General features: G+C 64.2%; 22 protein-coding genes, 1 other RNA gene and 2 pseudogenes. 6 read left to right on the plus strand and 19 right to left on the minus strand.

Annotation, left to right across the window (positions count from 1 at the left end):
* Positions 1 to 990, minus strand: a complete 990-nt coding sequence (gene rsmH / locus IVB27_RS07505) for a 16S rRNA (cytosine(1402)-N(4))-methyltransferase RsmH (protein ID WP_247442570.1) — start codon at positions 988 to 990, stop codon at positions 1 to 3.
* Positions 991 to 1,513: 523 nt separating this feature from the next.
* Here rsmH and IVB27_RS07510 point away from each other — a divergent pair.
* Positions 1,514 to 2,296, plus strand: coding sequence for an N-acetylmuramoyl-L-alanine amidase (locus IVB27_RS07510; protein WP_247442571.1), 783 nt, complete (start codon positions 1,514 to 1,516; stop codon positions 2,294 to 2,296).
* A gap of 122 nt (positions 2,297 to 2,418) precedes the next feature.
* Here IVB27_RS07510 and IVB27_RS07515 read toward each other — a convergent pair whose 3' ends face one another.
* Positions 2,419 to 3,651: an RNA polymerase sigma factor gene (locus tag IVB27_RS07515; RefSeq protein ID WP_247442576.1), complete on the minus strand. Its 1,233-nt coding sequence runs from the start codon at positions 3,649 to 3,651 to the stop codon at positions 2,419 to 2,421.
* A gap of 22 nt (positions 3,652 to 3,673) precedes the next feature.
* A complete protein-coding gene (locus IVB27_RS07520; RefSeq protein WP_247347753.1) occupies positions 3,674 to 4,027 on the minus strand; it encodes a YciI family protein in 354 nt (117 codons plus the stop codon).
* Between the two features lie 149 nt (positions 4,028 to 4,176).
* Here IVB27_RS07520 and rnpB point away from each other — a divergent pair.
* An RNA gene (gene rnpB, locus IVB27_RS07525) (RNase P RNA component class A) lies at positions 4,177 to 4,657 on the plus strand.
* A 180-nt stretch (positions 4,658 to 4,837) separates the two neighbouring features.
* Here the strand turns inward: rnpB and IVB27_RS07530 are convergent.
* On the minus strand, positions 4,838 to 5,281 hold the full coding sequence (locus tag IVB27_RS07530; RefSeq protein WP_247442577.1) for a DUF983 domain-containing protein: 444 nt from the start codon (positions 5,279 to 5,281) through the stop codon (positions 4,838 to 4,840).
* 79 nt (positions 5,282 to 5,360) lie between these two features.
* Here IVB27_RS07530 and IVB27_RS07535 point away from each other — a divergent pair, with 79 nt between their 5' ends.
* Positions 5,361 to 6,731: an aminotransferase-like domain-containing protein gene (locus tag IVB27_RS07535; protein WP_247442578.1), complete on the plus strand. Its 1,371-nt coding sequence runs from the start codon at positions 5,361 to 5,363 to the stop codon at positions 6,729 to 6,731.
* Positions 6,732 to 6,737: 6 nt separating this feature from the next.
* Here the strand turns inward: IVB27_RS07535 and IVB27_RS07540 are convergent, their stop codons facing one another.
* Complete coding sequence (locus IVB27_RS07540; protein ID WP_247442580.1) at positions 6,738 to 6,995, minus strand: hypothetical protein; 258 nt, start codon at positions 6,993 to 6,995, stop codon at positions 6,738 to 6,740.
* 231 nt (positions 6,996 to 7,226) lie between these two features.
* On the opposite strand from IVB27_RS07540, the gene IVB27_RS07545 reads away from it, so the two are divergent.
* Complete coding sequence (locus tag IVB27_RS07545) at positions 7,227 to 7,970, plus strand: sulfite exporter TauE/SafE family protein (RefSeq protein ID WP_247442581.1); 744 nt, start codon at positions 7,227 to 7,229, stop codon at positions 7,968 to 7,970.
* 172 nt (positions 7,971 to 8,142) lie between these two features.
* Here IVB27_RS07545 and IVB27_RS07550 read toward each other — a convergent pair whose 3' ends face one another.
* From IVB27_RS07550 to IVB27_RS07565, 4 genes and pseudogenes are all read right to left on the minus strand, one after another.
* Complete coding sequence (locus IVB27_RS07550; RefSeq protein ID WP_247442583.1) at positions 8,143 to 9,543, minus strand: MATE family efflux transporter; 1,401 nt, start codon at positions 9,541 to 9,543, stop codon at positions 8,143 to 8,145.
* A 57-nt stretch (positions 9,544 to 9,600) separates the two neighbouring features.
* Positions 9,601 to 11,399 (minus strand): annotated as a pseudogene (locus IVB27_RS07555) (ABC transporter ATP-binding protein).
* 326 nt (positions 11,400 to 11,725) lie between these two features.
* On the minus strand, positions 11,726 to 13,312 hold the full coding sequence (locus tag IVB27_RS07560) for a DHA2 family efflux MFS transporter permease subunit (RefSeq protein ID WP_247442588.1): 1,587 nt from the start codon (positions 13,310 to 13,312) through the stop codon (positions 11,726 to 11,728).
* A 25-nt stretch (positions 13,313 to 13,337) separates the two neighbouring features.
* Entirely contained in the window at positions 13,338 to 14,657 is a 1,320-nt protein-coding gene (locus IVB27_RS07565) for an HlyD family secretion protein (RefSeq protein WP_247442589.1), read from the minus strand.
* A gap of 192 nt (positions 14,658 to 14,849) precedes the next feature.
* On the opposite strand from IVB27_RS07565, the gene IVB27_RS07570 reads away from it, so the two are divergent.
* Positions 14,850 to 15,485 carry a TetR/AcrR family transcriptional regulator gene (locus IVB27_RS07570; RefSeq protein ID WP_247442591.1) on the plus strand — a complete coding sequence of 212 codons (636 nt, stop codon included), beginning with the start codon at positions 14,850 to 14,852 and terminating at the stop codon, positions 15,483 to 15,485.
* 53 nt (positions 15,486 to 15,538) lie between these two features.
* Positions 15,539 to 15,874 (plus strand): DUF6665 family protein, encoded by a 336-nt coding sequence (locus tag IVB27_RS07575; RefSeq protein ID WP_247442593.1) that lies wholly within the window; start codon positions 15,539 to 15,541, stop codon positions 15,872 to 15,874.
* 185 nt (positions 15,875 to 16,059) lie between these two features.
* Here the strand turns inward: IVB27_RS07575 and IVB27_RS07580 are convergent, their stop codons facing one another.
* The 10 genes and pseudogenes from IVB27_RS07580 to IVB27_RS07625 form a co-directional block, all read right to left on the minus strand.
* Complete coding sequence (locus IVB27_RS07580; protein ID WP_247442596.1) at positions 16,060 to 17,424, minus strand: tetratricopeptide repeat protein; 1,365 nt, start codon at positions 17,422 to 17,424, stop codon at positions 16,060 to 16,062.
* Between the two features lie 355 nt (positions 17,425 to 17,779).
* Positions 17,780 to 18,508, minus strand: coding sequence for a Crp/Fnr family transcriptional regulator (locus IVB27_RS07585; RefSeq protein ID WP_247442599.1), 729 nt, complete (start codon positions 18,506 to 18,508; stop codon positions 17,780 to 17,782).
* Positions 18,509 to 18,540: 32 nt separating this feature from the next.
* Positions 18,541 to 18,954, minus strand: coding sequence for an amidase family protein (locus tag IVB27_RS07590; RefSeq protein ID WP_247442602.1), 414 nt, complete (start codon positions 18,952 to 18,954; stop codon positions 18,541 to 18,543).
* Positions 18,951 to 19,934: an amidase family protein gene (locus IVB27_RS07595; RefSeq protein ID WP_247442604.1), complete on the minus strand. Its 984-nt coding sequence runs from the start codon at positions 19,932 to 19,934 to the stop codon at positions 18,951 to 18,953. The genes IVB27_RS07590 and IVB27_RS07595 overlap by 4 nt, the downstream gene beginning before the upstream one ends.
* Positions 19,935 to 19,996: 62 nt before the next feature.
* Entirely contained in the window at positions 19,997 to 21,007 is a 1,011-nt protein-coding gene (locus IVB27_RS07600; protein ID WP_247442606.1) for a taurine ABC transporter substrate-binding protein, read from the minus strand.
* A 28-nt stretch (positions 21,008 to 21,035) separates the two neighbouring features.
* Complete coding sequence (locus IVB27_RS07605; RefSeq protein ID WP_247442609.1) at positions 21,036 to 21,875, minus strand: ABC transporter permease; 840 nt, start codon at positions 21,873 to 21,875, stop codon at positions 21,036 to 21,038.
* Positions 21,872 to 23,170, minus strand: a complete 1,299-nt coding sequence (locus IVB27_RS07610) for a M20 family metallopeptidase (protein WP_247442611.1) — start codon at positions 23,168 to 23,170, stop codon at positions 21,872 to 21,874. The genes IVB27_RS07605 and IVB27_RS07610 overlap by 4 nt, the downstream gene beginning before the upstream one ends.
* 122 nt (positions 23,171 to 23,292) lie before the next feature.
* Positions 23,293 to 23,682: a hypothetical protein gene (locus IVB27_RS43215; protein WP_345946841.1), complete on the minus strand. Its 390-nt coding sequence runs from the start codon at positions 23,680 to 23,682 to the stop codon at positions 23,293 to 23,295.
* 2 nt (positions 23,683 to 23,684) lie between these two features.
* The gene (locus IVB27_RS07620) at positions 23,685 to 24,875 is read right to left on the minus strand and encodes an extensin-like domain-containing protein (protein ID WP_247442613.1); all 1,191 of its coding nucleotides are present in this window, start codon (positions 24,873 to 24,875) and stop codon (positions 23,685 to 23,687) included.
* Between the two features lie 306 nt (positions 24,876 to 25,181).
* Positions 25,182 to 25,448: pseudogene (locus tag IVB27_RS07625) on the minus strand (DUF2147 domain-containing protein); the annotation flags it as partial.
* Between the last annotated feature and the right edge of the window lie 38 nt (positions 25,449 to 25,486).

Genomic DNA, 25,486 nt, shown 5'->3' on the forward strand with positions numbered 1-25,486 from the left:
CTAGCCGCCCCTCATGACGTCGGAGAGTTTTGGCCAGGGCGATTGCTCGCCATCGTCATGCGCAGGCGCCGAGGTGCGCTCGGCGGCGCGCAGTTTTGCAGACCGCGCGCGCGGGTTCTGCGCGACCTCGTCTTCGCCTGCGATCACCGGCCGCCGTGTCAAGAGCTGGAAGCTGGGCACAGCCTGCGACACTTCCGGCAGATGCCGTGAGCCGCCACCGGTCTTGCTACGCTCGGCGAGAAAATTCTTGACGATGCGGTCTTCCAGCGAATGGAACGAGACGACCACGAGGCGGCCGCCGGGCTTGAGCACACGCTCCGCCGCGGCAAGCGCGGTCTGAAGCTCTTCGAGCTCTTCGTTGACGAAGATGCGCAGGGCCTGGAACGTCCGCGTCGCCGGGTGAATATCGCCGGGCTTGGAACGAACCACCCTGCCGACGAGATCGGCGAGCGCGCGCGTGGTCGTGAACGGCGTCTCCTGCCGGTCCGCGACGATGGCGCGGGCAACGCGGCGCGAATGCCGCTCTTCGCCGAGGAGGTAAATGATGTCGGCGAGATCGCCTTCGGAGGCACGCGCCACGACGTCGGCTGCGGTCGGTCCCGCCTGCCCCATCCGCATGTCGAGCGGACCGTCGAGACGGAAGGAGAAGCCGCGGCCGGCCTGGTCGAGCTGCATCGAGGATACCCCGACGTCCATCACGACGCCGTCGACGCCATCGACGCCTTGAGCCGCGCAGACCTCGGCGAGGTTGGAGAAGCGATCTTCAACGAGCGTCAGCCGGCCCGCGGAGCGTTCGACCAGCTCGGCGCCGCCTGCGATTGCGGTGCGGTCGCGGTCGATCGCGATCAGGCGGCTTCCCGGCACGTCGAGAATCGCGCGGCTGTAGCCGCCGGCACCGAAGGTCGCGTCGACATAAAGGCCGCCTTCGCGCGGGGCGAGGTGGTCGACAGCCTCGCGGCCAAGAACGGGGATGTGCGGAGCCGAGTTCATGCGCCAAGCCTGCCGAGCGCCCCGCCGGACGTCCATGCGAGATCGGGGACGAACAAGCTCATAACGCCTCGTATGATTCCGCGTCGCGGCGGTTCCACGACCCGACCCCCGTCCAGCATGGTTACCGAGCCCGGTGACCCTGAGCCGCCAACCCAGTGTTCCCAGCGGAATTTGTCGGGCAGCCATGGGATTTCAAGCCAAAATACGCTTTGGCCGCCTCCGGACCCGGGTCGGCTCTTCATCTCTCAGTAACGGCCCTTAGCGTTAAGAAAGCGTTGATCGGCTCGTGACAAGTCGAAAAGCTGACGCGACGGTGATGCTGCATCCACACACATGCGCCAAAATGCACCCGTTAACCCCGTCTCCCGATTGCGCACGGTGGAGGGTAAAGAAATAGTAAAGAGAAGGGCTTGGCCCACTCTCTGTCTGTCTCGAGCTGTTTATGTCGTCCGGTTCGTCCACGCCGTCTGGATCTGATTCGAAGCGTCAACGCGTTCTCCCGGTTCCCAAGGCCGCGGCGAACATGCGGACGTTCGAGCCGGATTCCTCGATCGTCTCCGACATCATCCCCTCACCGAACCATGGCGGCCGCAACAAGGGCCGGCAGCCCGATATGATCGTGCTGCACTACACCGGCATGCCCGACGTCGAAGGTGCATTGGCGCGGCTCTGCTCCGCGGGCACCGAGGTGTCGGCGCACTACGTCGTGCTGGAAGACGGCCGTATCGTGCAATGTGTGCCGGAGGCCAGGCGCGCCTGGCATGCCGGCGTTTCGTCCTGGGGCGGCCAGGATGACATCAACTCCTGCTCGATCGGGATCGAGATCGTCAATCGCGGCCACGATTGGGGCTATCCGGAATACCCGCTGCGCCAGATCGCCGCCGTGATCGCGCTGTGCCGCGGCATCATGCTCCGCCGCAAGGTGCCCGCGCACCGGGTGCTCGGCCATTCCGACGTCGCGCCCGCGCGCAAGAAGGATCCCGGCGAAAAATTTCCGTGGCATTCGCTGGCCAATTCAGGCGTCGGCCACTGGGTCACGCCCGCGCCGGTCGTGCGCGGCGAGAGCCTCATGCTCGGCACCATCAGCGACGAGGTGTTGAGCCTGCAGCAGGCGCTCGCCAGATACGGCTACGGCGTTCCCCTGACCGGCAAATACGACGCCGGGACGATGGAAGTCGTCACCGCGTTTCAGCGGCACTTCCGGCCGGCGCGGCTGGATGGAGTCACGGATCACTCCACCCTGTCGACCTTGCAGGCGCTGTTGGGGAGTCTCCCTCAGGAGGCAACGACCATCGCGACGAAGTGAGGGCGACTGCCACACACCCCGTCATTGCGAGCGAAGCGAAGCAATCCAGACTGCCTCCGCGGAAGCAGTCTGGATTGCTTCGTCGCAAGTGCTCCTCGCAATGACGGAGTATGAGGCAACAACTACTCCATCTCCCTCACTCTTCGCGCGTAGAGCCGTCGCAGCGGCTCGAGCTGCGTCGCCTCCGTCGCCGTAGCATACGCCTCCATCGCCTCCTCCTTCCGGCCGAGCCGCCGCAACAGATCCGCCCGCACCGCCGGCAACAGTTCGTAGCCATCGAGCCCGCCGCGGGCGGCGATCGCATCCACCAGATCGAGCGCGCGTGCCGGCCCGTCGACCATCGACACCGCCGCCGCGTGATTCAGTTCAACCACCGGCGACGGGTTGATACGCAGCAGGACCTCGTAGAGCCCGGCAATCTGAGGCCAGTCGGTCTGCTCATAGCTTGGCGCACGCGCATGCAGTGCGGCGATCGCGGCTTGTACTGCATAGGGCTGCGGCCGGCCGGGCACGCCTAGCGCGTCGTCCACCATACGCAGGCCCTCCTCGATCTGTGCACGGTTCCACCGCGAGCGGTCCTGCTCTTCCAGCAGCACGATATCGCCGGCGGCGGTCTCACGTCCGGCGCGGCGCGCATCGTGCAGCAGCATCAGCGCCAGCAGGCCCTTGATGCCGGTCCGATCGGGTAGCAGACGGTCGAGCAAACGGCCGAGCCTGATAGCCTCGGCCGCGAGATCGGGCCGCATCAAATCCGCACCCGACGTCGCCACATAGCCTTCGGTGAACACGAGATAGATCACGGCGAGTACACCGTCGAGCCGCGGCACCAGCGTGTCGCGCTCGGGCACCTCATAGGGAATGCCGGCGAGCCTGATCTTCTGCTTGGCGCGGACGAGACGCTGCGCCATCGCCTCCTCACCGACAAGGAAGGCGCGCGCCACCTGCGCGGTGGAGAGCCCGCAGACGGTGCGCAGCGTCAGCGCTACCTGGACCTCGGGCGCGAACGCGGGATGGCAGCAGGTGAAGATCAGCCGCAGCATGTCGTCGTCGAGCATCGCCGACGGCTCGTCGGTCGCCTGCGCGTTCAGCTCGAGCTCGTGCACAAGTGCCTGCTGCTTGCCGCGGAAGACGGCCTGCCGGCGAATCCGGTCGATCACCTTGTGCTTGGCGACGTTGACCAGCCAGGCGCGCGGGTTGTCGGGAAGCTCGCCCGCCGGCCAGTGCTCCAGCGCAACCGCGAAAGCGTCCTGGAGCGCATCCTCGGCGAGATCGAAATCGCCGACGAGGCGGATCAGCGTGGCCAGCGCCCGCCCCGCCTCGTCGCGGAAGATTTTGTCGATCTCGGACAGTGTCATGCGCCGATGCGCGGCTGCGCCATCACTTGTCGTAGACCCAGATCGGCCGCACCTCGATCGAACCGATGCGCGCCGACGGAATCCGGGACGCGATCTCGATCGCAGTATCGAGATCCTTGGCCTCCACGAGATAATAGCCGCCGAGTTGCTCGCGCGTTTCGGCAAACGGGCCGTCGGTCGTCAGCGTCTTGCCGTCGCGCACGCGGACCGTCGTCGCGGTCGTGGTCGGCTGCAACCGGTCGCCGGCCTTGAAATTGCCGCTCTGGATGATGCCTTGCGTGAAGGCCTGGTATTCGCTCATCATCTTCTGGGCCGTGGCAGCGTCGTTCTTCGCGTATTCGACCTCGTTCTGGTAGATCATCAGCAGATACTGCATCGCTTCACTCCTGTGTGTTCGGGGGATCACCGACATCCAGTCGAACGGGGCACGCACCAAACGACATGTTCAGGATAAATTATCTGAAGGTCGCGTGCGCGGCGATATCGGCTTGACGGAACCGTCGCAAATGCTCCATGCGTAAGCCGTCAGTCGGCCGGACGGCCGCTCCGGCAAGTGCCGAAAGGCCGCCGGAGAGGAAAGTCCGGGCTCCCTTGACATACGGTGCCGGATAACGTCCGGCGGGGGCGACCCCAGGGAAAGTGCCACAGAGAACGAACCGCCCGCCTTCTCCCCTAACAGGGCTATGGCGTGACAAGCCCGCAAGGCTCGCCACGCCGAAGCAGCGCAAGCTGCATAGGCGGGTAAGGGTGAAAAGGTGCGGTAAGAGCGCACCGCGGCTCCGGCAACGGCGCCGGCATGGTAAACCCCACCGGGAGCAAAACCGAATAGGGACGGCGTAGCGGACTGTTCGCGAAAGCGATAACCCGCGGGGCGATGTCAGGCCCGCCGTCCGGGTAGGTTGCTCGAGGCCATGTGCAAACATGGTCCCAGAGGAATGGCCGTCACGTATCGTTCGCGCAAGCGGACGATGCCTTACAGAACCCGGCTTACAGGCCGGCTGATATTCTAAAGCGTTTTCGAGCAGAAGAAAACGTGTCTACCAAGAAGTGACGAGGGGTTCGATGCTGACCGCATCGGGCCCCTCACCATTTTGGGGCTCGTTATCCGACGATCTCTTGCAACACCGCCATCAGCGCCTCTGGCGCCATGACGTTCGGTGTAGCGGCCAGTCGCGCGATGTAAACGCTACGGCCCCCAGGCCGCGCGCGGATCGGCTTTCACGAAGACGGGTGCAAGCTGACCGGCCTCGCGCCGCAGCTTGCCTGGCTCAAAACCGTGCATGCCGATCTGCCACTGCAGCCCGACGATGGCGCCCTTGGTCGGTTGCAGCAGCGCGAGCGAAGCGAACAGCGTCACCGGCAGCCACACCGCCAGTTGCAACCAGACTGCCGGCGCATAGGCGGTCTCGACCGCGAGGATCGCCGGGACCACGAGATGGCCGACGACGACCATCACGAGATAGGCCGGAAAATCATCGGCGCGCTGGTGAAACAGGTCCTCGCCGCAATGGTCGCAGGCGTCAGCCACTTTCAGGAAATGGCCGAACGCATGCCCTTCGCCGCAATTCGGGCATTTGCCCACGAAACCGCGCCACATCGCTTTCGTGAGAGAGATTGAGCCGGTTGCCATGACAGCACCTCTTCCTTTTCGCTGATCCATACAATACTATCTTGTATCCATACATTCAAAGGATATGGGCTCAAATTGCATGGATTGGACTCCTACAATCTCGGAGCTGAATGGCCCGCGTTATCAACGCATCGTCGATACCATGGAGGCCGACATCGCCGCGGGCCGCCTCGTACGCGGGCAGCAACTCCCGACGCAGCGCGCCCTCGCAAAAGCGCTCGGCATTGACCTCACCACGGTGACGCGCGCCTATACCGAGGCACGCCGCCGCGGCATCATGGAAGCCCGGGTCGGCCAGGGTTCGTTCGTGTCCGAGACCAGCGCGCGCCGCGCGGTCGATCTGCCGCATCCCGTCGCGATCGACCTCTCGATGAACGTGCCGCCGCATCCGCTCGAAGCGCAGCTGGACGAGCGAATCATCGCAGGGCTCGAGGCCATCCGCGCGCAATCGGGCCTGACCGCGCATCTCAACTACCAGCCGCCCGGCGGCAGCGCCCATGAGCGCGCGGTCGCAACGCGCTGGATGCGCGCACGCGTTCCGCACGCGCATGCCGACAAGCTTGTGATCTTTCCCGGTACGCAGACGATCCTGTTCAACCTGCTCGCCCATCTCGCCAGGCCCGGCGACGTGGTGCTGACGGAGGCCCTCACCTTCCCCGGCATCAAGGCCGCCGCGGCGCGGCTCGGCGTCAAGCTCGTCGGCGTCGCCATGGATGACGGCGGCGTCCTGCCTGACGCGCTCGCGAAAGCGTGTCGCACGCATAAGCCGAAAGCGGTCTATCTCATCCCGACGCTGCACAACCCAACCACCGCGACGCTTCTCCCCGAGCGCCGCAGCGCCATCGCAAGGATCATCAGCGATGCCGATACGATGCTGATCGAGGATGACGCCTACGGGCTGCTCGACCGCTCCGCATTGCCGATCGCCAATCTCATTCCTGAGCGGACATATCTGGCGACCACGCTGTCAAAGTGCATCGCGCCGGCGCTACGGGTGGCCTATCTGGTGACGCCCGACGAGAGCTCCCAGCAGGAGATGCGCAACCATTTGCAGGCGACCGTGCAGATGCCGGCGCCACTTATGGTCGCCCTGGTGACGCATTGGATCGAGACCGGCATCGCCGATCGCATCATCACCGCCATTCGCAGCGAGGCGATCGGACGCCAGCAGCTTGCGCAACGGACACTGAAGGGTTTTCAATTTCTGGCCAAGCCTGCAGCTCATCATCTATGGCTGCGGCTGCCGGAGGGCCGCCCCGACGTCGCGGCGCATCTGTTGCGAAATGGTCTCGCCATCGTCGCCGGCGAGGCCTTCACCGTCGACGGGACCGCGCCACACGCGGCACGCGTCTCGCTTGGCGCAGCGCGCAACAGAGCCGAATTGACCGAAGCGCTGCGCATCCTGGTCGGCGCGCTGCACAGGCCCGCCGACACCAGACAGATCGTCTAGCAATACTTATCGATGCTGGCGGCGATGGTGGGAGCGAACAGCCGGCGCGACGGGAGACGGATAGGCCGCATAGGCCTCGCTTGGCGCAACGGTCTCGCGGGCCCCGCGCGCGGCGGGCGTGAGCTGGCCGCCATTCAGAACATCGCGGTCCGGATGGGCAGCCTGATAGGCCGCAGGCTCGGAAAACTGCGCCTGCGCCATTGTCGGCATCAAAGCCGCCGCCGACAATAGCGCGGCTGCAACGGCAATCTTCGTGCGGGTCATCGTCCTTCTCCATATTCTCGTTCGGGTGACCGGCCAATCGAACCGCATGATGGCGTCGGGCGGGCCCCCAGGTTGCGGTACGAGCATCATGTAGGCCTGTCTTTCGCGAACGTCCGCCGTCGGGGATCACGCTTGCGTGCAGTTTTGAAATTGACCGGCATAGCCGCAGCTGTGCTATGCGAGCGATGGCGATCAACAGTTCGGGATCGCTCAGATAACAGGGATAATCTGTTGGACACGCTCACCTACGCGCTGCTGCTGTTCGGCGCACTAGCCGGAGGCTTCGTCTCGGGCCTTGCCGGATTCGGCACGGCGCTGATGGCGCTCGGCATCTGGCTCTACGTGCTGCCGCCGTCGCTCGCGGTGCCCCTGGTGCTGATCTGTTCGGTGATCGCGCAGAGCTCGACACTGCCGTCGATGTGGAAGAGTTTTGATCTCTCGCTGGTCTGGCCGTTCCTGATCGGAGGACTGATCGGCGTGCCGCTGGGCACCATGCTGGTCGCCTCCGCCGATCCAAAAGTGTTCAAGCTGAGCGTCGGCGTGCTGCTGCTGATCTTCTCGAGCGCGCTGTACCTCAACAAGAAGCCGCTCGCCATTGCCTTCGGCGGTCGGATCGCCGACGGCGCGATCGGCTTTGCCGGCGGCATTCTTGGCGGTCTGGCCGGATTGTCGGGCCCGCTGCCAATCCTGTGGGCCAACATCCGCGGCTGGAACAAGCACGAGCGGCGCGGCATCTTCCAGCTGTTCAATTTCACGGTGCTCGCCACCGCTTTGGTGTTGCAGACGGCCTCGGGCCTTGTTGAGTTCAAGGTCGTCTGGCTCGCGGTGGTCGCATTTCCGGGCACGCTGATCGGCGCATGGGCCGGCGCGCGCGTCTATCACGCATTGAGCGACAAGCATTTTGGCGATGTCGTGCTCGGTCTGTTGTTCCTGTCGGGCCTCGGCCTCGTCTGGAACAGTTTTGGCACGCACTAAATTCGCATTTTCTTCGCGGCCAGCGCCATGCCGCCGGCAATGCCGACGCCGAGCACGTAGATCCAGCCCTCTGCGAAATCGAACAGATGCGAGTCGGTCATTTGGCTCCTTGCAGCCGTATCCCCACGGCGCGGCAAATTAGCCGGAGCCGTGGGGCGGGGACAAGCGATCGCTACGCGGGCGCACGTGCAGGAGACGGCACGGATTCGGGTGCAGCCTGCTCTGGAGCCGCCTCGTGCACCACCAGGCGCTTCCCGAATTCGCGGCGTAGCAGCCACAAGCTCAGGGCCGCCTGCAACGTGGTTGCCGCGATCGACAGGTACCAGACGTACTCCATCCGAAAGCCCGGCCGCGTCGACAGCCAGATCGCAGGCAGCGAATAGGTGAACACGCGCGTTGCCGAGCTCCACAACACAGGCTTGGTATTGCCGAGGCCCTGGAACATGCTCGAGCAGGTGAAGATCAGGCCCTGCGCCACCATGTTGAGCGAGATGATCCGCAGGAACAGGAAAGCGACCTCCATGGTTTCGCGATCGTTCGAGAAGCCGGCGAGCAGGAGCTGCGGCTTCGACTGAGCAAGGCACATGAAGCCGATCATCACGGCACTGGTGATCAGCGCCGCCTTGACAAAGGTTTCGCGCACGCGCTCGCCTTTTCCGGCGCCCATGTTCTGGCCGGCGATCGGCCCGGCGGCGAGCGCGATCGCAAGCGCCGGCATCTGGATCAGGCCCAGCACACGTTGTCCGATCCCGAAACCCGCCTGCGCTGCCGCGCCGAAATCGCGCAGCACGAAATAGACCACCGCCATGAGGATGAACATCATCGCGAACTCGCCACCGGCGGGCAGACCGACGTTGAGAATGCGCTTCAGATGGTGCGCCTGCGGACGCCACTGCGCCGGATTGAAGGCGACATAGCGCTCGACCTTGCGGAAATACGCAAGCAGCATCACGACGCCGATCAACACCGCGATCGAACTCGCCAGCCCCGCCCCGGCAACGCCGAGCGCATGGCCCGTGCCCCAGCCCAAAATAAGGACCGGCGCCAGCGCGATATTGATGACCACCGCAAGCGCCTGCACCAACATGGCGGGACGTACGATGCCGGTGGCCCGCAGCGCGGATCCCATCACCTGGGTCGCGAACTGCAGCGCGAGCGCCGGCATGAACCACAACAGGTACGTGGTCCCCGCCTCGATCGTGGCTTGATCCGCGGCAACCGAACGCATGTAGGCGCGCGACAGCGCGGCGCCCGCGACCAGGGTCAACAAGCCGAACAGCACCGACAGCACGATCGCCTGGTTGAAGATCAAATTGGCATCGGGCCGATCCTTGCGACCCACCGCATGCGCGATCAGCGCCACCGAGCCGACGCCGAGCACCTGCATCAGCGCGTTGACGAGAAAGCCGGCATTGCCGGCCGCCGCCACGCCCGCAACCGCGGCATCGCCCAAGCCCGAGACGAAGTACAGATCGACCAGCTGGCAGAGCATGATCGTGATCATGCCCACCATGATCGGCGGTGCCATGGCCAGGATGTGCTTCGCGACGGAGCCGTTGGTCAGGTCTTTCATGTCATCCCACCTTTGACGACGCGGCCTCCGGATCTTCGTCCGCCGGCCGCGCGTCATTCATTCCGCTGCTGCGAGATGTCCGAGCTCCACCACCTGGCGCTCAACAGTCCGCGATAAATGCCGTCTGGCTTGGCCGCGAGCTTGGCATGCGTGCCTTGCTCGACGATCTCGCCGCGGTCGAACACCAGGATCCGATCCATGCTCCGCACCGTCGACAGCCGGTGCGCGATCACGATCGAAGTCCGGCCCCTCATCAGCCGCTCCATCGCTTGCTGGATCAGCGCCTCCGATTCTGAATCGAGGCTCGATGTCGCCTCGTCCAGGATCAGCACCGGCGCGTCCGCCAGGAAGGCGCGCGCCAGCGCCACGCGCTGCCGCTCGCCGCCCGAGAGTTTGACGCCGCGCTCGCCGACAAGCGTGCCGTAGCCCTTCGGCAGGCGCAGGATGAAGTCGTGCGCATTCGCCAGCCTCGCCGCCTGCTCGATCGCCTCCACGCTGGCCCCGGGCCGGCCATAGGCGATGTTCTCGGCGAGCGAGCGGTGAAACAGGATCGGGTCCTGCTGCACGATCGCGATCTGGCTGCGCAGCGCTTGCTGCATGGCCAGCGCGATGTCCTGCCCGTCGATCAGCACGCGACCACCGGTGATGTCGTAGAGCCGCTGCACCAGCTTGACGAAGGTGGTCTTGCCGGAGCCGGAGCGGCCGACGAGACCGACGCGTTCGCCGGCGCGGATCGTGACCGACAGTCCGTCGTACAGCGGCGCGCGATGGCCGCCATAGTGGAACGTGACGCCGTCGAACACGATCTCGCCGCTCTCGATCGCAATCGGCCGCGCGTCCGTCGCATCCGCAATCCCGATCGGCTCGTCGTGGATCGCCACCAGCTCCTCCATGTCGTTGACCGAGCGCTGGAGGTTGTTGATGTGCATTCCGACGTCGCGCAAATAGGCGTGGATGACGTAGTAGCTCGTCAGCACATAGGTGACGTCGCCGGGCGAGGCATGCCCGGACATCCACAGCAGCACCGCGCCGCCGATCACGGAGGCGCGCAAGACCAGCAGCAGCGAGAGCTGCGCCACGGCGGTGGTGTTGTAGCGAAGCCAGGTCCGCCGCACGCGTACGCGCCAGCGGTTGATGACGCGGGCGAGCCGCGCATCCTCGCGCGCTTCCGCGCCGAAGGATTTCACCACGGCGTTGCAGGTCAGCGCATCCGCCAGCGTGCCGCCGACCTTGGTGTCCCAGGCGTTGGAGACGCGCGCGGCCGGCGCGATGTAGCGCGTCGAGAACAGCACCGTCATCGTGACATAGACCAGCGCGCCGAGCGCGATCACCCCGCCGAGCGAGGCCCAGTGCACGCCGAGCAGGACCATCGACCCGATCAGCACGACCAGCGAGGGCAGCAGCGCCAGCAGGACGGTGTCGTTCAACAGGTCGAGCGCCCACATGCCGCGCGTGATCTTGCGCACGGTCGAGCCCGCGAACGAGTTGGCGTGCCAGTCGGTCGAGAAGCGCTGCACGCGCATGAACGCGTCCTGCGCGACCTCGGACATGATCTTCAGCGTGAACGGCACGATCACCTGCAGTCCTGCGAGCCGCAGCACCATCGAGGCCGCGCCGAGCGCCACGATGGCGCCGAACGCGACCAGCGCCGCGTGACGCGCATCGGAATCCGACGGACCGCGCGTCAGGGCATCGATCAGGTGCCCCGAGAATACCGGCATGAACAAGTCGGCGGCGGTCGCGCCCAGCAGGCTGCCAACGACGACAAGCGTACGCCCCGGCTGCTTCAGCCAGTGCCGGAACACGAAGGGCAGCACGACGCGTATCGCTGCGGGCTTTTTTGACAGAGCGGCCATGGCATCATCCGGCCGCTTTTGGCGCAGGCCGGCTCCATTGATGGACGCAGGCCGGCCGCGAGGGCCGAGACGGCGTCACTTGAACTTGGCTTTGACTTGGGGAGCGGAGCGATCGGAACTGGAAGCCCAATCGAAGCTGGCGGAAGAGGCCTCTAGAAGGCCGAGCACATACCGAGCCAGAACATCATCGAGCGCGGGCGTACGATCTGCGAATGCGACGAAATCATGCAAATCCTCCCGGTTCGATTGAATGAGGTGCGCTTTATAGATGTGCCATTGGTGATTTGCAACGGGGCTCGCGCGAGATCACGCACGAGTGTTGCAAATTAGTGCGCGTCGCCGCTAGCGCCGAACGGCGAGGCAGGCCTCTTCAGCAGCGTGACCGTGAGGGTGAGGCCGAGATAGAACAGCGTCAGGATGAAGAAAGCATCGCCGAAGCTCATCACCACGGCCTGGCGATGCACGATCTGGCTGAGCTGCTTCATCGCCATCAGCGTGGAGTCGCCGAGCCCCTGAAACTTCTGCATGAACATGGTCAGGGTTTCGGTCGCGGTGGCATTGCCCCAGGTCACGCGCTCCTGCAGGCGGGTGATGTGCAGGTCCGTGCGGTCGTTGAGCACGGTATTGATGACCGCAAGCCCGACCGCGCCGCCGAGGTTGCGCATCAGGTTGAACAGGCCCGAGGCATTCTTCACCCGGTCCGGCGCCAGCGTGCCGAGCGCGATGTTGTTGGTCGGCACCATCGCGAACATCATGCCGATGCCGCGCAGGATCTGCGGCACGAGAAGCTCGTAGAAATCGTAGTCGCGCGTGATCCAGGTCATCTGGTAGGAGCCGATCGCGAACACGACGAGGCCGAACGCGATCATGTACCGCATGTCGTACTTCGCCATGAGACGGCCGACCAGCGGCGCGACCAGGAACATGGTGATGCCCGAGACGAACATGGTCTCGCCGATCATCAGCGCGCTGTAGCCGCGCACCTCGGCAAGATAGCGCGGATAGATATAGGTCAGGCCGTAGAGGCCGATGCCGATGCAGAACTGAAGTACGCAGCCGATTGCGAAATTGCGGTTCGAGAACGTACGCAGATTGACGATCGGCTCGGCCGCCGTGAACACGCGCCAGAAGAAGGCGATCGCCGAGATACCGCAGATCCAGGCGCAGATCGCGACCGAGGGGTCCTGCAGCCATTCGTATTGCGGGCCTTCCTCCAGCACGTATTCCAGCGTGCCGAGGAAGCCGGCCATGAACAGCAGGCCCCACCAGTCGAAGCGGTCGAGCAATTCGAAATGCGGCTCGTCGAAATCGACCAGCGCCAGCACGCCCAGGGTGATGCCGATGCCGGGCACGATGTTGATGAAGAACAGCCAGTTCCACGACATCAGGTCGGTGATGTAGCCGCCGACGGTCGGCCCAATGGTCGGGGCCAACGTCGCGACCAAGCCGATGATGGGACCGACGATGTGGAATTTGGAGCGCGGGAAGACAGTGTAAGCCGAGGCGAACACGGTCGGGATCATGCCGGCGCCCAGAAAGCCCTGGAGCGCGCGCCAGAGGATCATCTCCTCGATGGTGGTGGCGAAGCCGCAGAGCAGACTCGAAGCGGTGAAGCCGGCGGCAGAAATCGCGAACAACAGCCGCGTGCCGAAGGCGCGCGACAAAAATCCCGACAGCGGGATCGCGATCACTTCGGCGATCAGATAGGCGGTCTGGACCCAGGAGACCTCACTGGAGCTTGCCGACAGGCCGGCCTGGATCTCGCTCAGGGACGCCGAGACGATCTGGATGTCCAGGATCGACATGAACATCCCGAACACCATGATGATGAAAGCGAACAGCCGCTTCGGCGCGATGCGCTCCGAAGCGGGGTCCGCCATCATGGCAGGTGAAGCGGTGGTGGCGTTCGCCATGGCCTGACCTCGAAGCGCCGGCGCGCTACTGCGGATGGACCGTGGTGGGATCGTCGAGATCGATTTCGCTGTCGGCGTCGACCGCGCCCTTGTTGGTGTCGACGGTCGCATAGACCGACATGCCGGCGCGGAGCAGGTTTTGCCTCGCCACCGATTTCGGCACGCGGATTCGGACCGGCACGCGCTGCACGATCTTGGTGAAGTTGCCGGTGGCGTTGTCAGGCGGGAGCAGCGTGAACACCGAGCCCGAACCCGCCGCGATGCTGTCGACGACGCCGGAGAACTTGCGCATGCCGTAGGCATCGACCTTGATCGTCACCGGCTGGCCGGGACGGATGCGCTTGAGCTGGGTTTCCTTGAAATTGGCGTCGATATAGACGTTGTCGAGCGGCACGACGTTGCCGAGCCGCTGGCCGACCGCGACGAAGTCGCCGGCACTGACGAGGCGATTCGAGAACGTGCCGTCGACCGGCGCGCGCACCGCAGTGAAGCTGAGATCACGCTCGGCCTTGGCGAGCGTGGTCTTGAGCTCGGCGAGTTGCGCCTGCGCTTCGGCTTGCTGCGCCTTGGCGACGTCGACATTGCTGACCGCGACGTCATAGGCGGCCTGCGCGGCCTTGACCGCGGCGGCGCCCTGGTCACGTCCGGCTTCCGAAGTTTCGAAGGTGGCGCGTGAGGCAAAGCCCTTGCTGTTCAGAGCCTGCTGGCGCTCGTAATCAAGGTCGGCGCGCTTGAGGCCGGCTTCGGCGGACACGAACTGCGCCTTGGCCTGCGCGACTTGGCTGTCGAGCGCCGCAACCTGGCGGCCGATGCGATCGATGGTGGCCTGCTGGGTCGCGATCCTGGTCGCGGCGGCGTCGACTGCGATCTTGTAGTCGCCGTCGTCGATGCGGAAGACGATGTCGCCGGCACGCACCGTGGCGTTGTCGCCAGCAAGGATCGAGGAGATGTGACCGGCAACGCGCGCGCCCAGCATGGTGTTGTTGGCGCGGACATAGGCGTCGTCAGTGGCAACGTAGAAGCGCCCGACCAGCGTGTAATAGCCGGCATAGCTCGCGGCCGCGAGCGCCAGCACCAGGCCTACTCCCATCATCACGAATTTGCGCTTGCCCGACTTCGGAGCGGCGGCGGCAGCGGTCGCCTCTGGGGCTGCGGCCGGCTTGTCGGTCACGGGTTTCTCCGGCGCATCGCTGGTGCGGCGCTTGGTTTCCTCGGTCACATGAGAGCGCAACTGCTCGGCGAGAACTGCGGACGTCTCGGTGGCGGCGTCACCGCCCGCGGGCGCCGGCGTCTCCACCGTGTCCTGGCGAAGAACGCGCGCAGACTGGTCTCTCAATACGGCCATAAAGGCTTCCCCAAAAGCGCGATGAGGGACGGCCGCCGTGCGGCCGGTTCCCTCTCGCCCATCTCAAATACCATTGACCGAACGGTTCGGTCAATATAGATAATATTCCCGGGCAGACGCTACTGGCCCGAATCCTTTATTTCGGTTTCATGGCCCTGGACCGATCCAAAAACCTTCCGAGACCCTAAACCAATGGTTGTAACCGGCCGCGAACAACTACACGTCGTCCAAGAAGAGGACAGCTCCAAGCGGCGCCAGATCCTGGACGGGGCGCGTAAGGTGTTCATGGATCTCGGTTTCGACGGTGCCAGCATGGGCGAGATCGCCCGCGCGGCGCAGGTCTCCAAGGGCACGCTTTACGTCTACTTCGCCGACAAATCCGCGCTGTTCGAAGCCATCCTCGAGCAGGAGGCGCTGCAGCACGGCCAGGTCGTGTTCAATTTCGATCCCGCCCGCGACGCCGAGACCACGCTGAAGGATTTCGGCCAGGCCTACATCCATCTGCTGTGCCGGCCCGGCGGCGGGTCCGCAATCCGCACCGTGATGGCGATCGCCGAACGCATGCCCGATGTCGGCCGCCGCTATTATGCGCGGGTGCTGGACAAGACCATCAATCGCCTCTCCGACTATCTCAAAGCCCATGTCGTCACTGGCGATCTCGATATCGACGATTGCGACCTTGCGGCGTCGCAGTTCATGGAGCTGTGCAAGGCCTCGCTCTTCCTGCCCTTCGTCTTCCAGGCCGCACCCGCACCGTCGGAAGAGCGCATGACCGAAGTCGTCGACAGCGCGACGCGGATGTTCCTGGCGGCTTATCGGGCGAAGTAGCGCCAAGCTGGGCATGCGTTGCAGGCCGTTCCGGCGGTCCTATATTGGGTCCCATGTCCCGTGATCTTCGGCCGCCGGTCGATATCCTCCATTACGAGATCGTTCAGGAACAGGCCTCCGCGCTTGGACGGATGGGCCACACGCTCGAACAGGCGCTAGCGCGCTTGCGCGAGTTCGACGCCGCCCATGCCCTCCCCGAGGTGCCGGCCTCGATGCAACCGGCCAGGCGCAAGCTGGTGATGGAAGCCGGCCACGCGCTCTGGATGTTCGTGGTGCAGCGTGAGGCATCCGGCTTGCGCGACAGCCGCCACATCATGCGGACCTACAATGTCCCGGCCGAGGTGCAGCACTGCATGGGCTTGGTCCCAGCACGGTCGAAGTCGGCCTGAAAATGATTTTCTACGGCACCGGGCGGTAGGCGTGCACTCATTGAGCGGCCGGCCGCCTGATGTCCGGTTTAACGCCAACACCGGCCGAAGAGCGGATGGCCTCCGAGGTCGCAGATGGGGCCAATAGGTGACATTCGAGATGTAAGAGGCCGTCGACGTCAGCAAGCGAATAGCCTTGCTTCTTATTACTCACGGACCCCTCCCTTCCTCAGCCCATCGAGAATGTCGTCGATCTCGCGGCGAAACTGCGGGTTGGTTGACATTGAGTACACAAGATCACGGTACCAATGGATCGTGAAGTCTGGTCGCAGCTTGTTCAATTCAGTCAAGCTCCGCTGTGCCTGTTCCAATTGCCCCGTGGCTCCATAAGCCGAAGTCAGATCTACATAAGCGTACATGTGCGAGTTGTTCAGATTGACCGAGCGCCCGCATTCCTCGATCGCTTCTCCATATTGGTGCAGGTGCAAGTGTGCATGACAGAGCCAGAAGCGCCATTGGAAAGCAAAAGGATCTCTGGGACTGAGACGGAGAGCCAACTGGACCGGCGAGAAGGCTTCGCGCGCGCGCCCGGAGGCGACGAGTGCAATTGCTTTAGCAGCGTAGGCAGCTGGATTATTTGGATCAATTTCGAGCGCCGTATCGTATTCAGCCAATGCCTCCTCAGGACGTCCAAATAGAAGAATGGTTCCCTTGGTCGTATGAGCACTCGCGCTTGCCGAGCTTTTGGACAGAACTCTGTCGATCAGGCCGATCGCTTGCTTTTTGTCTTCGACAACGGATGTAGACCATCGGTTGTTCACACCAGCCGCTAGACACCGCGCTTTGCCAATCATGGCTTCGACGTTGTCCGGATCGAGGCGCAGCGCGTCATCGAATAGGTCCTTTGCCTGACCATTTTGGATCTTCGACTGCGGCCCATAGAGCTTTGCCCAGCCGCGCATCGTGAAGTCCGTAGCGTCTGGATTTCTCGATCGGTCTACTTCGCTGCGACGGCTTTCCGCCTGGATCAGTTCAATGTTAAGCGAGCGAGCGAGCCGCGCTGTGATCTGGTCCTGCAAGGCGGCGAGGTTCGTACGATCGCCGTCGAAACGATCGGACCAGACGTCCCGACCGCTCGCGATATCCGTAAGTGATACGTTGACCCGAACCTGATCCCCGTTGCGCCGCACCGCGCCCTGGACCGCCCAGCGGATGCCAAGGTCCTTGCCGAGCGTTCTGAAGTCGATCTGCTTGTTCTTGTATGTAAACGCCGTTCCGCGTCCGATAACGAACGCGCCGGGCATTTGCGCGAGGTCGGTCGTTAGGTCGGTTGTGATGCCGTCGGCGAAATAGTCCTGCTCCAGATCGTTGCTAACGTTTGCGAACGGCAGAATGACAAGTGACAAGCGGGGAGCAATGTCGGGCCGGGCCATAGCCTCCCTCTGCGTCTGTTGCTTGTCCGGAAACACGTCGGTACGAAGCGTCTTCCACACAGTCCAATAGCCGACGAGGCCACCCGCGATCGCACCGATAGCCGCGATCGAAGCGAGCGCCCCGCCGATCAATTGCATTCGCACTCGGAAGCGACCCTTAAAGTTGCGAGTCGATACCGGTTGGTCCGGAGGCTCGTCATCAGATGGCGTTTTGTTCAGTGGGTCACTATCGGATGCCGGTTTATTCGGTCGGTCACTGGAGACTTCTGAGTCTGTCACCATTGCCTCCCCGCAGGGGCCAAACGCCCGGATGCTTGAACCTACCAGAGTTTTGTGGCTTTGCGTTGGTCAGGGTTGCTGACTAGGTTCACGGCCCTTACAAGTTGTTGCGGTGATGTTGAATGGACGTGCGGTTCGGGTCACACACCGCCCATCATGCTCAAGGCGGGAGACTTCCGTTTGCGTCGGTAAGCTGACCTTTATGAGTACACGCCTAGTCGGTAACCTGCCTCCTCAGCGCGGCCAGATCGTTGACGACCATCTTGGTCGCGCCGGTCGAGATGATGCCGTCGTCCTGGAGGCGGCTGAGGATCAGGCTGATCGACTGGCGCGTTGCGCCGATCATGCGCGCCAGATTGGCCTGCGTGATGCGGCCGAGCGAGATCGAGCCGCTCTCATCCTGGGCCGCGTTCTCGCACAGCTTGACCAGGAGCAGGACCAACCGTTCCGCCGCCTTCTGTCCCGCCAGCGTCTGCGCCAGCATCGAATAGGTCTCGCCCTTGAAGCCGAGGCACTCGATCAGCGCGACTGCGAATGACGGCGACTGCGCGATCAACCGGCGGACCGCATCCTGGTCGAGATGCAGTGCTTCGACCCGCCCAAGCGCGCGGGCTGACCAGCTGTGGCGATGATCGCCGAGGATATAGGGCGCGCCGACGAAGTCACCTGCCTCCCAGGTCGACAGCATCAGTTCGCGCCCTTGCGTGCCGGCATGGGTGCTTTCGACGATCCCGTTCAGGATGATGTGGATGCCATTCGCGGGCTCGCCCTCCCGCAGCAGATATTCGCGGTTCTGGTAGGTCGCGAGCCTGCCGGTTCGCATCACCAGGTCCAGATCGGGCTTGTCCAACGCCTTCAGCACATAACGTCCGGTCCCGGGCCGTGGCAGCTCAGCGCGCGGCTCACCTGGATCGGCCACCTCATGCGCATCGCTGCGCTCCACGATCGGTCTCCCTTCGAGTGACGGCTCGAAGGCTAGGAGGTCTCCGCTCCGATTGCAACGCGGCGCAGATGTTGAGGTTCGGCTGCCGCCTCCATGAACGCGCAAGCCAGATCGGTGAGCAGGCGCTCCCGGCCGGCCGGCGCCAGAAACGTGACGCCATAGGGCACGCCTGCTGCGGTGACGGCGTTCGGAACGGCGATGGCGGTGAGGCCCAGCGGGTTGGCGTAATTTGTATAATAGCCGTTGTTGAAGTTGGCCATCAGCGGATCGCGCGCGACGTCGTCGATGCTCAGCACGGTGCCGACCGTGGGCACGACCAGCGCGTCGTGATCTTGCCAGAAATCGCGCAGCGATCGCTGGACCTCCTTGACCTTGTAGAGCGCACGATAGGCGTCGGCCGCCGTAAACTTCCGGCTGCCGATGACGAGGTCGCGCACGATCTTCACGCCCGCGTCCGGGTTGGCGTCGAGGAATCGCCGACCGAGACGTCCCGCTCGGCGAGGAAAGGTCCGAAAAACATCAGGTCGTTGACCGAAATGAACGGCGAGAAATCGATCGACGCGACCGACAGATCGAGCCGCCGCAGCTTGCGGAGCCCATCGCCGAACAGCGCCTCCGTCTCCGAATTGCCGAAGAACCTGAGCTGATCCGGACGCGGCGTTGCGATGTTGAGCGGCCGCGCTGGGGATGCCTGCTCCGTCCATCCGGCGAAATCTACCGGTGAAAAGCAGTCCTCGGCATCGCGCCGCGCCAACACGCGATAGACGTCGTGGCCATCGCGGGGATCGCGCGTGTAGAGCGAAATAGTATCAAAACTTCGGCACGCATAGACCATGCCGCGCTGACTGAAGGCGCCGGGCGCCGGCTTGAAGCCGGTAACGCCACAATAGGACGCCGGGACCCTGCCCGATCCGCCGGTATCGGTGCCGAAGGCAAAGGACGAGGTGCCTGTCGCGACCGATACCGCGGCGCCCGAGCTGGAGCCGCCCGGGATGTAGTCGGGGTGATGCGGGTTGCGGGCGATGCCATAGGGCGAGCGCACGCCGACCAGGCCGGTCGCGAACTGATCCATGTTGGTTTTGCCGAGATAGATCGCGCCGGCGGCGATGGCGTCGGCGACAACCGGGCTCGTGTCTTTCGCGGTGTAGGCGAATTCCGGGCAGGCCGAGGTGGTCTGCTCGCCGGCCACATCGATACAATCCTTGACCGAGAACACGAGGCCGTAGAGCGGCAGTTGGCCGATCTCGCCTATGCGAGCATCGAGCGCGCGCGCCTTTGCCATGACGCTTTCGGGATTTGCCGTCGAGATCCAGACGCCGCTCTGGTCGGCGTCGTCGAGGCGCGAAAGCACATGCGCGGCGACATCGGACGGCTTGAGCTCACCGCTGCGATAGGCGGCACGGAGGTGGCGAGGTGCGAGATTCATGTCGGTCACGTGCTTGCAGGAATTGGCAATGCGCCGGCGAGACAAGCCCGCCGGCACCGACCTTAGCGGCCGATCACCTTCTCCAGATATGCGGGCTGGATGAAGGCTTCGAAGTCGGCGCGCGGCAGCAGCTTCGGCAGGCGCTCCTGCTTCACCAGGAAGTCGGCGGTCGAGGCCAGCGTGTCGACGAACTTGCCCTTTTTCGCGGATGTGCCGAGATACTCCTCCGTGAGCTGCCTGTTGCAGGGAACCATCCCGGTGCCCTCCATCATTCGCTGCGCGTCCTCGATGGGCAGCGAAAGCTCTTCCGCGATGATCTCCGCGGTCTTTTCCGGGTTCTTCAGCCAGAATTCGATGCCTTCGCATTCGGCCCTGATGAACTTATCGACGTAGGACGGGTACTTCTCCGCGAACGCGTTCATGACGACGCCGATGTCCCAGGTCGGGTAACCGCGCTTGGCCATGTCGCCCGAGGTGACGAGGATCTTGCCGCCATTCTTCACGGCCTTGCCGAGATTCGGCTCCCAGAACCAGGCAGCGTCGATGTCGCCGCGAAGCCAGGCCGCCGCGATGTCCGACGGCGCGAGGTCCAAGATCTTCATCGAGGCGGGATCGACACCCTCGTCCTTGAGCGCCTGGAGCAGGAGGTAGTGTGTCGTGGAGCCGAACGGCGCCGCCACCGTCTTGCCCTTGAGGTCCTTGAGCGAGGTGATGTTCTTGTCGGTGCGAACCACCATCGACTCGACGTAGTCGAGCATGTTGATCACCAGGATGCCCTTGATCGGCAGGGCGCGCGTCGCGCCGATCGCGGTTGGCGGGTTGCCGAGACCGCCGAAGTCGACGTCGTTGCCGGCGATCGCGCGCAGCATGTCGCCGCCGCCGCCGATCTTGACGTACTTGATGTCGACGCCCGGCATCTCCTTGGCGAGCAGGCCAAGATGCTTGGTGACCAGCTGCGCGTTCACGAGGTTCAAATAGCCGACGGTCACCTTCGCCGGCTTGTCCTCGGCGCGTACCGCGGCCGTGAGCGCCAACGTGGCAACTGCGAGCGTCGCAATCAGTCTCTTGATCATGTCGATCTCCCCTTCGATCAGGTTGGATTCAGGCCCACGGCATCAGCAGTTTCGCGATGCCGCGCATAATGAGGTCGAGCACGACGCCGGTGAGACCGAGCACGATCAGCCCCATGATCACGATGTCGGAGAGCAGGAATTTTGCGGCGTCCCAGATCATCCAGCCGATGCCGGCGGATGCCGCGACGATTTCGGCGGCGACGAGAACGGTGTAGGTAAATCCGAGCGAGATGCGCATGCCGGCGAGAATCAGCGGTCCCGCCGCCGGCAGGCAGACGTGAAAGAGCAGGTGGCGCCGGGTCGCACCGAGCGACTGTGCGGCGCGCACATAGACGGGGTCCACGCTGGTCACGGCCTGGATCGTCGAGATGACGATGCCCGGCAAGCCGGCAAGAAACAGCAGCGACAGCTTCGAGCTCTCACCGATGCCGAGCCACATCACCAGCAGCGTATACAGGCCGAGCGGCGGCAGTGGCCGGTAGAACTCGATCAACGGATTGAGCAGCGCGCGTGCGTTGCGCGACACGCCCATGATGACGCCGAGCGGAATGCCGATCAGGCAGGCCAGCGTGAAGGCCGTGAGGATACGATAGAGGCTTGCGCCGAGATGCTGAAGCAGTGTCGCGCCCTGATATCCCTTCGTCATCGACTTGACGAACGCGGCCCAAACCGCCTGCGGCTTCGGCAGGAACAGCTCGTTGGCCCAGCCCCTCTCCGTGACGATGGCCCAGCCAGCCAGCAGCACTGCGACGGTAAGCGTCGAGAGCAGCACCGATCGAGAGACCTTCGGAAGCCGCAGCCGCAGGCTGCCGCGTCGCGTGCGATCCGCCGAGATCGGAATGGCCATGGGGCTCGCCTCGACGCTCATGTCCGCACTCCCAGGATCTGCATGATGGTCAGCGCGTAGATCCGCGTCGCCATCACCGACTTGGTGATCGAGATGCTCTCGTTGTCGACGGCCCAGCCGTCTTCTCCGGGACCGAACGTCACCGCATTGATGCCGGCTTCGCGGAAGCGGATCGTGTCGTTGAAGGCATTCTTGCGGTTGACCCCGAGCTCGCGGCCCATCAGACGCCGGTAAACCGTGCGCAAGGAGCGGCAGGGCTCCTCCTCGACCGGCACCGGTTCGGTCGCGTTGACGAACAGCGATCCAGGCACCTGGCGCACCCCCACCTTGACGTCGTTCACGCCCGCAAAAGTGTCCCGTCCGAGACGCTCGATGTCCGAGATCACGCTCGACAGCGTCACGCCGGGCACGATGCCGACCACGGCGAGCGTAATGGTGCAGGCATCCGGCGAGAACTGCATCTCGCCAGGCAGGCCGGCCCGAATGCGCACCACGGCGCAGCAGGGCGGCGTATGGCCCATGAACTTGCTCGGCACATGCGTGAACGCCATGTCCTTCAACTTCGGCAACAGCCTTGCCGCTTCCATGATGGCGTTGACGCTGATGTCCGGCCGCCAGATGTGCGACTTGATCCCGTGAACGGTGAGCTCGATCAGGCAGTGGCCGGAATTGGCCACCGACAGGTTCATGCCCCAGTCCTTGTTGACGTCACCCCACGCTGTCGGCTCGGCGGTGATCTCGTAGTCGGCGGCAAGGCCGACCTTGTTCAGCATGTAGATGGAGCCCTCGGTGCCGTTCCGCTCCTCATCGACGGTGTAGCAGCACATCAAGGTGCCATCGAACTTCACACCCGCTTCGATCAGGGCCTGCACTGCGAGCAGCGATGCTGCGAGGTTCCCGCGCGTGTCGGACGTGCCGCGTGCATAAAGCAGATCGCCGTGGCGCGTCGCTTTGAACGGATCGAAATCCGTCATGTGCCATTTCTCGGGCTCGACGACCGGATAGGTGTCGAGGTGATCGTTGAGAATGAGCGAGGGCGCGCCGGCCCGTCCCTTGAGCACGCCGAGCACGTTCGGCCGGTGCGGCTGCGCGCTGTGCTTGGTGACCTCCATGCCGAGCGCTTCGAGCTTGCCCGCGACCAGCATCGAGATCGCCTCTTCCTCGGCAGGCGGCAAATCGGGATCCAGCGGATTGCCGGAACGGGGCTGGCCGGTGCGGATCAGTTCGGATGCGAGTTCAAGCCAGCGCTCCTCCGTGATGTGCGACAGCACGCGCCGTTCGATATCCGAGTAAGGAGGGGCGACAGGCATCTGCATGACGGGGTCCGCTGGCTCACGGCGCCGGCAGCGCCGTTTCGTGGCAGCCTCCCCATTGCAGCGATTGTGCCAACTTCCGGCAAAGCCCGCCACGACACAATTGTCGTTTTGATTTCAACGATTTAGACAAGAATTGCGAGTGCGCAAATTTTTGCGCCCGAGATGCGCTCTGCCGAAGACACGGCGTCGGCTGAACAGGCAGGGCTCAGCGCGAGGCCGGCCGGTCCAGATATTCCATGCGGCGCCACGCGTGCAGGACTCGGCGCCCGTTGCGCGCGAACGCGAAACAATGACCGCCGCCGGCGGAGCGGGCCTGCAATGATCTCGGCGGTCTCGATCGCCTTGCGCTCGCCGCTGGAGACGATCTGCGTGGTGCTGGCGAGCCAGCTCGCCTGCGCCAGCGATTCGGTGCGTGTTCGGCCGACCGGGCTGAGGCCCCATTGCGGGACCGGCACGTCGGGATCGATTTGCACTTGCGGGTGGGTGAGATAGCGGACGATATCAGCGGACATTTCTAGTCGTCCGCATACTCGTCTTCTTCGCGCTTGTGCGCGGCGCTCTTGCGCGCACCGAGCGAGCCGGTCACGGAGGGATCGCGCGCATTCGCATAAGGATTGCGCCGGCCCGCTTGCGCGGCAACCTCTTCGCCGGAGACGGCGGCGGGCTGGCAGATCAGGCGACGGCTGGCACGGCGCATCAGATCGACATGGATGTGATCGTAGTGATAGACGTTCGATCCCGGCGCCAACACCGTGGTGAAATGCGCGCACGCGCCGGACTGCACGTCACGCAAAAATCCCTGCTCTTCCGGTATGCCGCGCCAACCATCCTTCACGGTGACGCGGCGGCCGTCGGCGAGCACGAACGCTGCGATGTCGAGCGCATTGCCGAACGCGTGCTCGGAAATGTGGGCGTGCGAATTGCCGTTCATGCCGCGGCAGGAATAGGCGGAGATCTGCTTGATCTCGGCGACGCGAGCGCCAAACCAGCGCATTGCCGAGGGCTGCACGGTATCTGCAAGCCAACGGTCGAGCTCGGAGACGATCGGACAGGCCAGCGTCGCGGTCGGCTTCACGGCGACGGGGCCCACGGCGGTGACGGGATTGCCCTGCGCCGGACCAAGACGCGGCAGCGGCTGCTGCGCGGGCGCCTGCGAATACGGCGCCGGCCGCGCCGGATAGCTTGGTGCATTCATGTAGCGCGCGGCGCCCGATGCATCGGTGCCCTCGGGCGGCAGGTCGATCTCGTCCTCCTGCTGCGCCACGCCGGGTGCATTCAGAGGCATTGGACCAGGCGAGGCGCCATAGCCGGAAGGCTGCCGCACCGCGCTCTCGGGATAGTTTGAGCGTTGCGGATAGTTCTGGCCTTGCGGGTAATTCGATCGCGGCTGCGTCACCGGCCAGCGCGGCTGGTTGCCGACGCTCCCGGGCGGACGCAGTTCCTCATCGGCAAAGCCGTAGCTGCTCGAGCCTTCGCCGAGGGCGGCGACCTTGAGCGGAAACTCCGCGCCGCACATCCCCGGCCCGGAGATCGGGTCGATGCGGACGAGATCCGGCCCCTCTTTCACCGCGCCTGATTTCAGGCATGCGGCTTCGGCCTCGGCCCGCCACGGTTCACGTTCGGCCTGGAAGAAGCCGCGTCCGCAACCCGCTAGCGAAACAAGGACGATGGAGCCGACGAGATACAAACGAACTCCGCGCGTCATGCACGCACGTTCGGTGAATTTACTTAAAGACTCTTCAACGTGTTGATTTCAGTCTTCTTTAACCATGCCGGCCCGCGCTCGCAGGCGCGCCTGCCGGTGACGAGCGACAGCAAGGCTGGCTTTTTCGGAAAGAGACTCTCTGTTAACCATGACGCTCTCGCGCAGGGCGGCGCGACAGCGGGAGCGACCTCATGACGTTCGCCGGGAGACTGAGCGTTATCACCGCCTACCTCGCCATCGCCTTCGTCGGCGCCATCGTGCTCGGCATGATCTAGCGGCTTCAATCGGCGGTATCGAACGCTTCCCTTACGACCGCGCGCTCCACTGCCGCGACATTGTGATCAATTTCTCCGGCTGCTCTTCGGCTCGCCTCCGGTCGTTTCCGGAACACCAGAAGTGGCCGAGCGCGCAGGCTTCGACGTGGAGCTTGCCGGAGCTCTTCAGCGTCATCGCCGCATAATAGGTGCTGCCGCTGGAGCGGCTGTAGATGTTGCCGGTCCAGACGTCGTGCGTTTTCGGTTTCATGTTGACGAGCACGCTCTCGCCCCTGGTCGACGCTTCAGTGAGCGCCATCAGCGCGATCAATGTGCCAAGCGAAGTCACAAGCCGCA

Source organism: Bradyrhizobium sp. 197 (assembly GCF_023073375.1).
Lineage (GTDB): Bacteria > Pseudomonadota > Alphaproteobacteria > Rhizobiales > Xanthobacteraceae > Bradyrhizobium.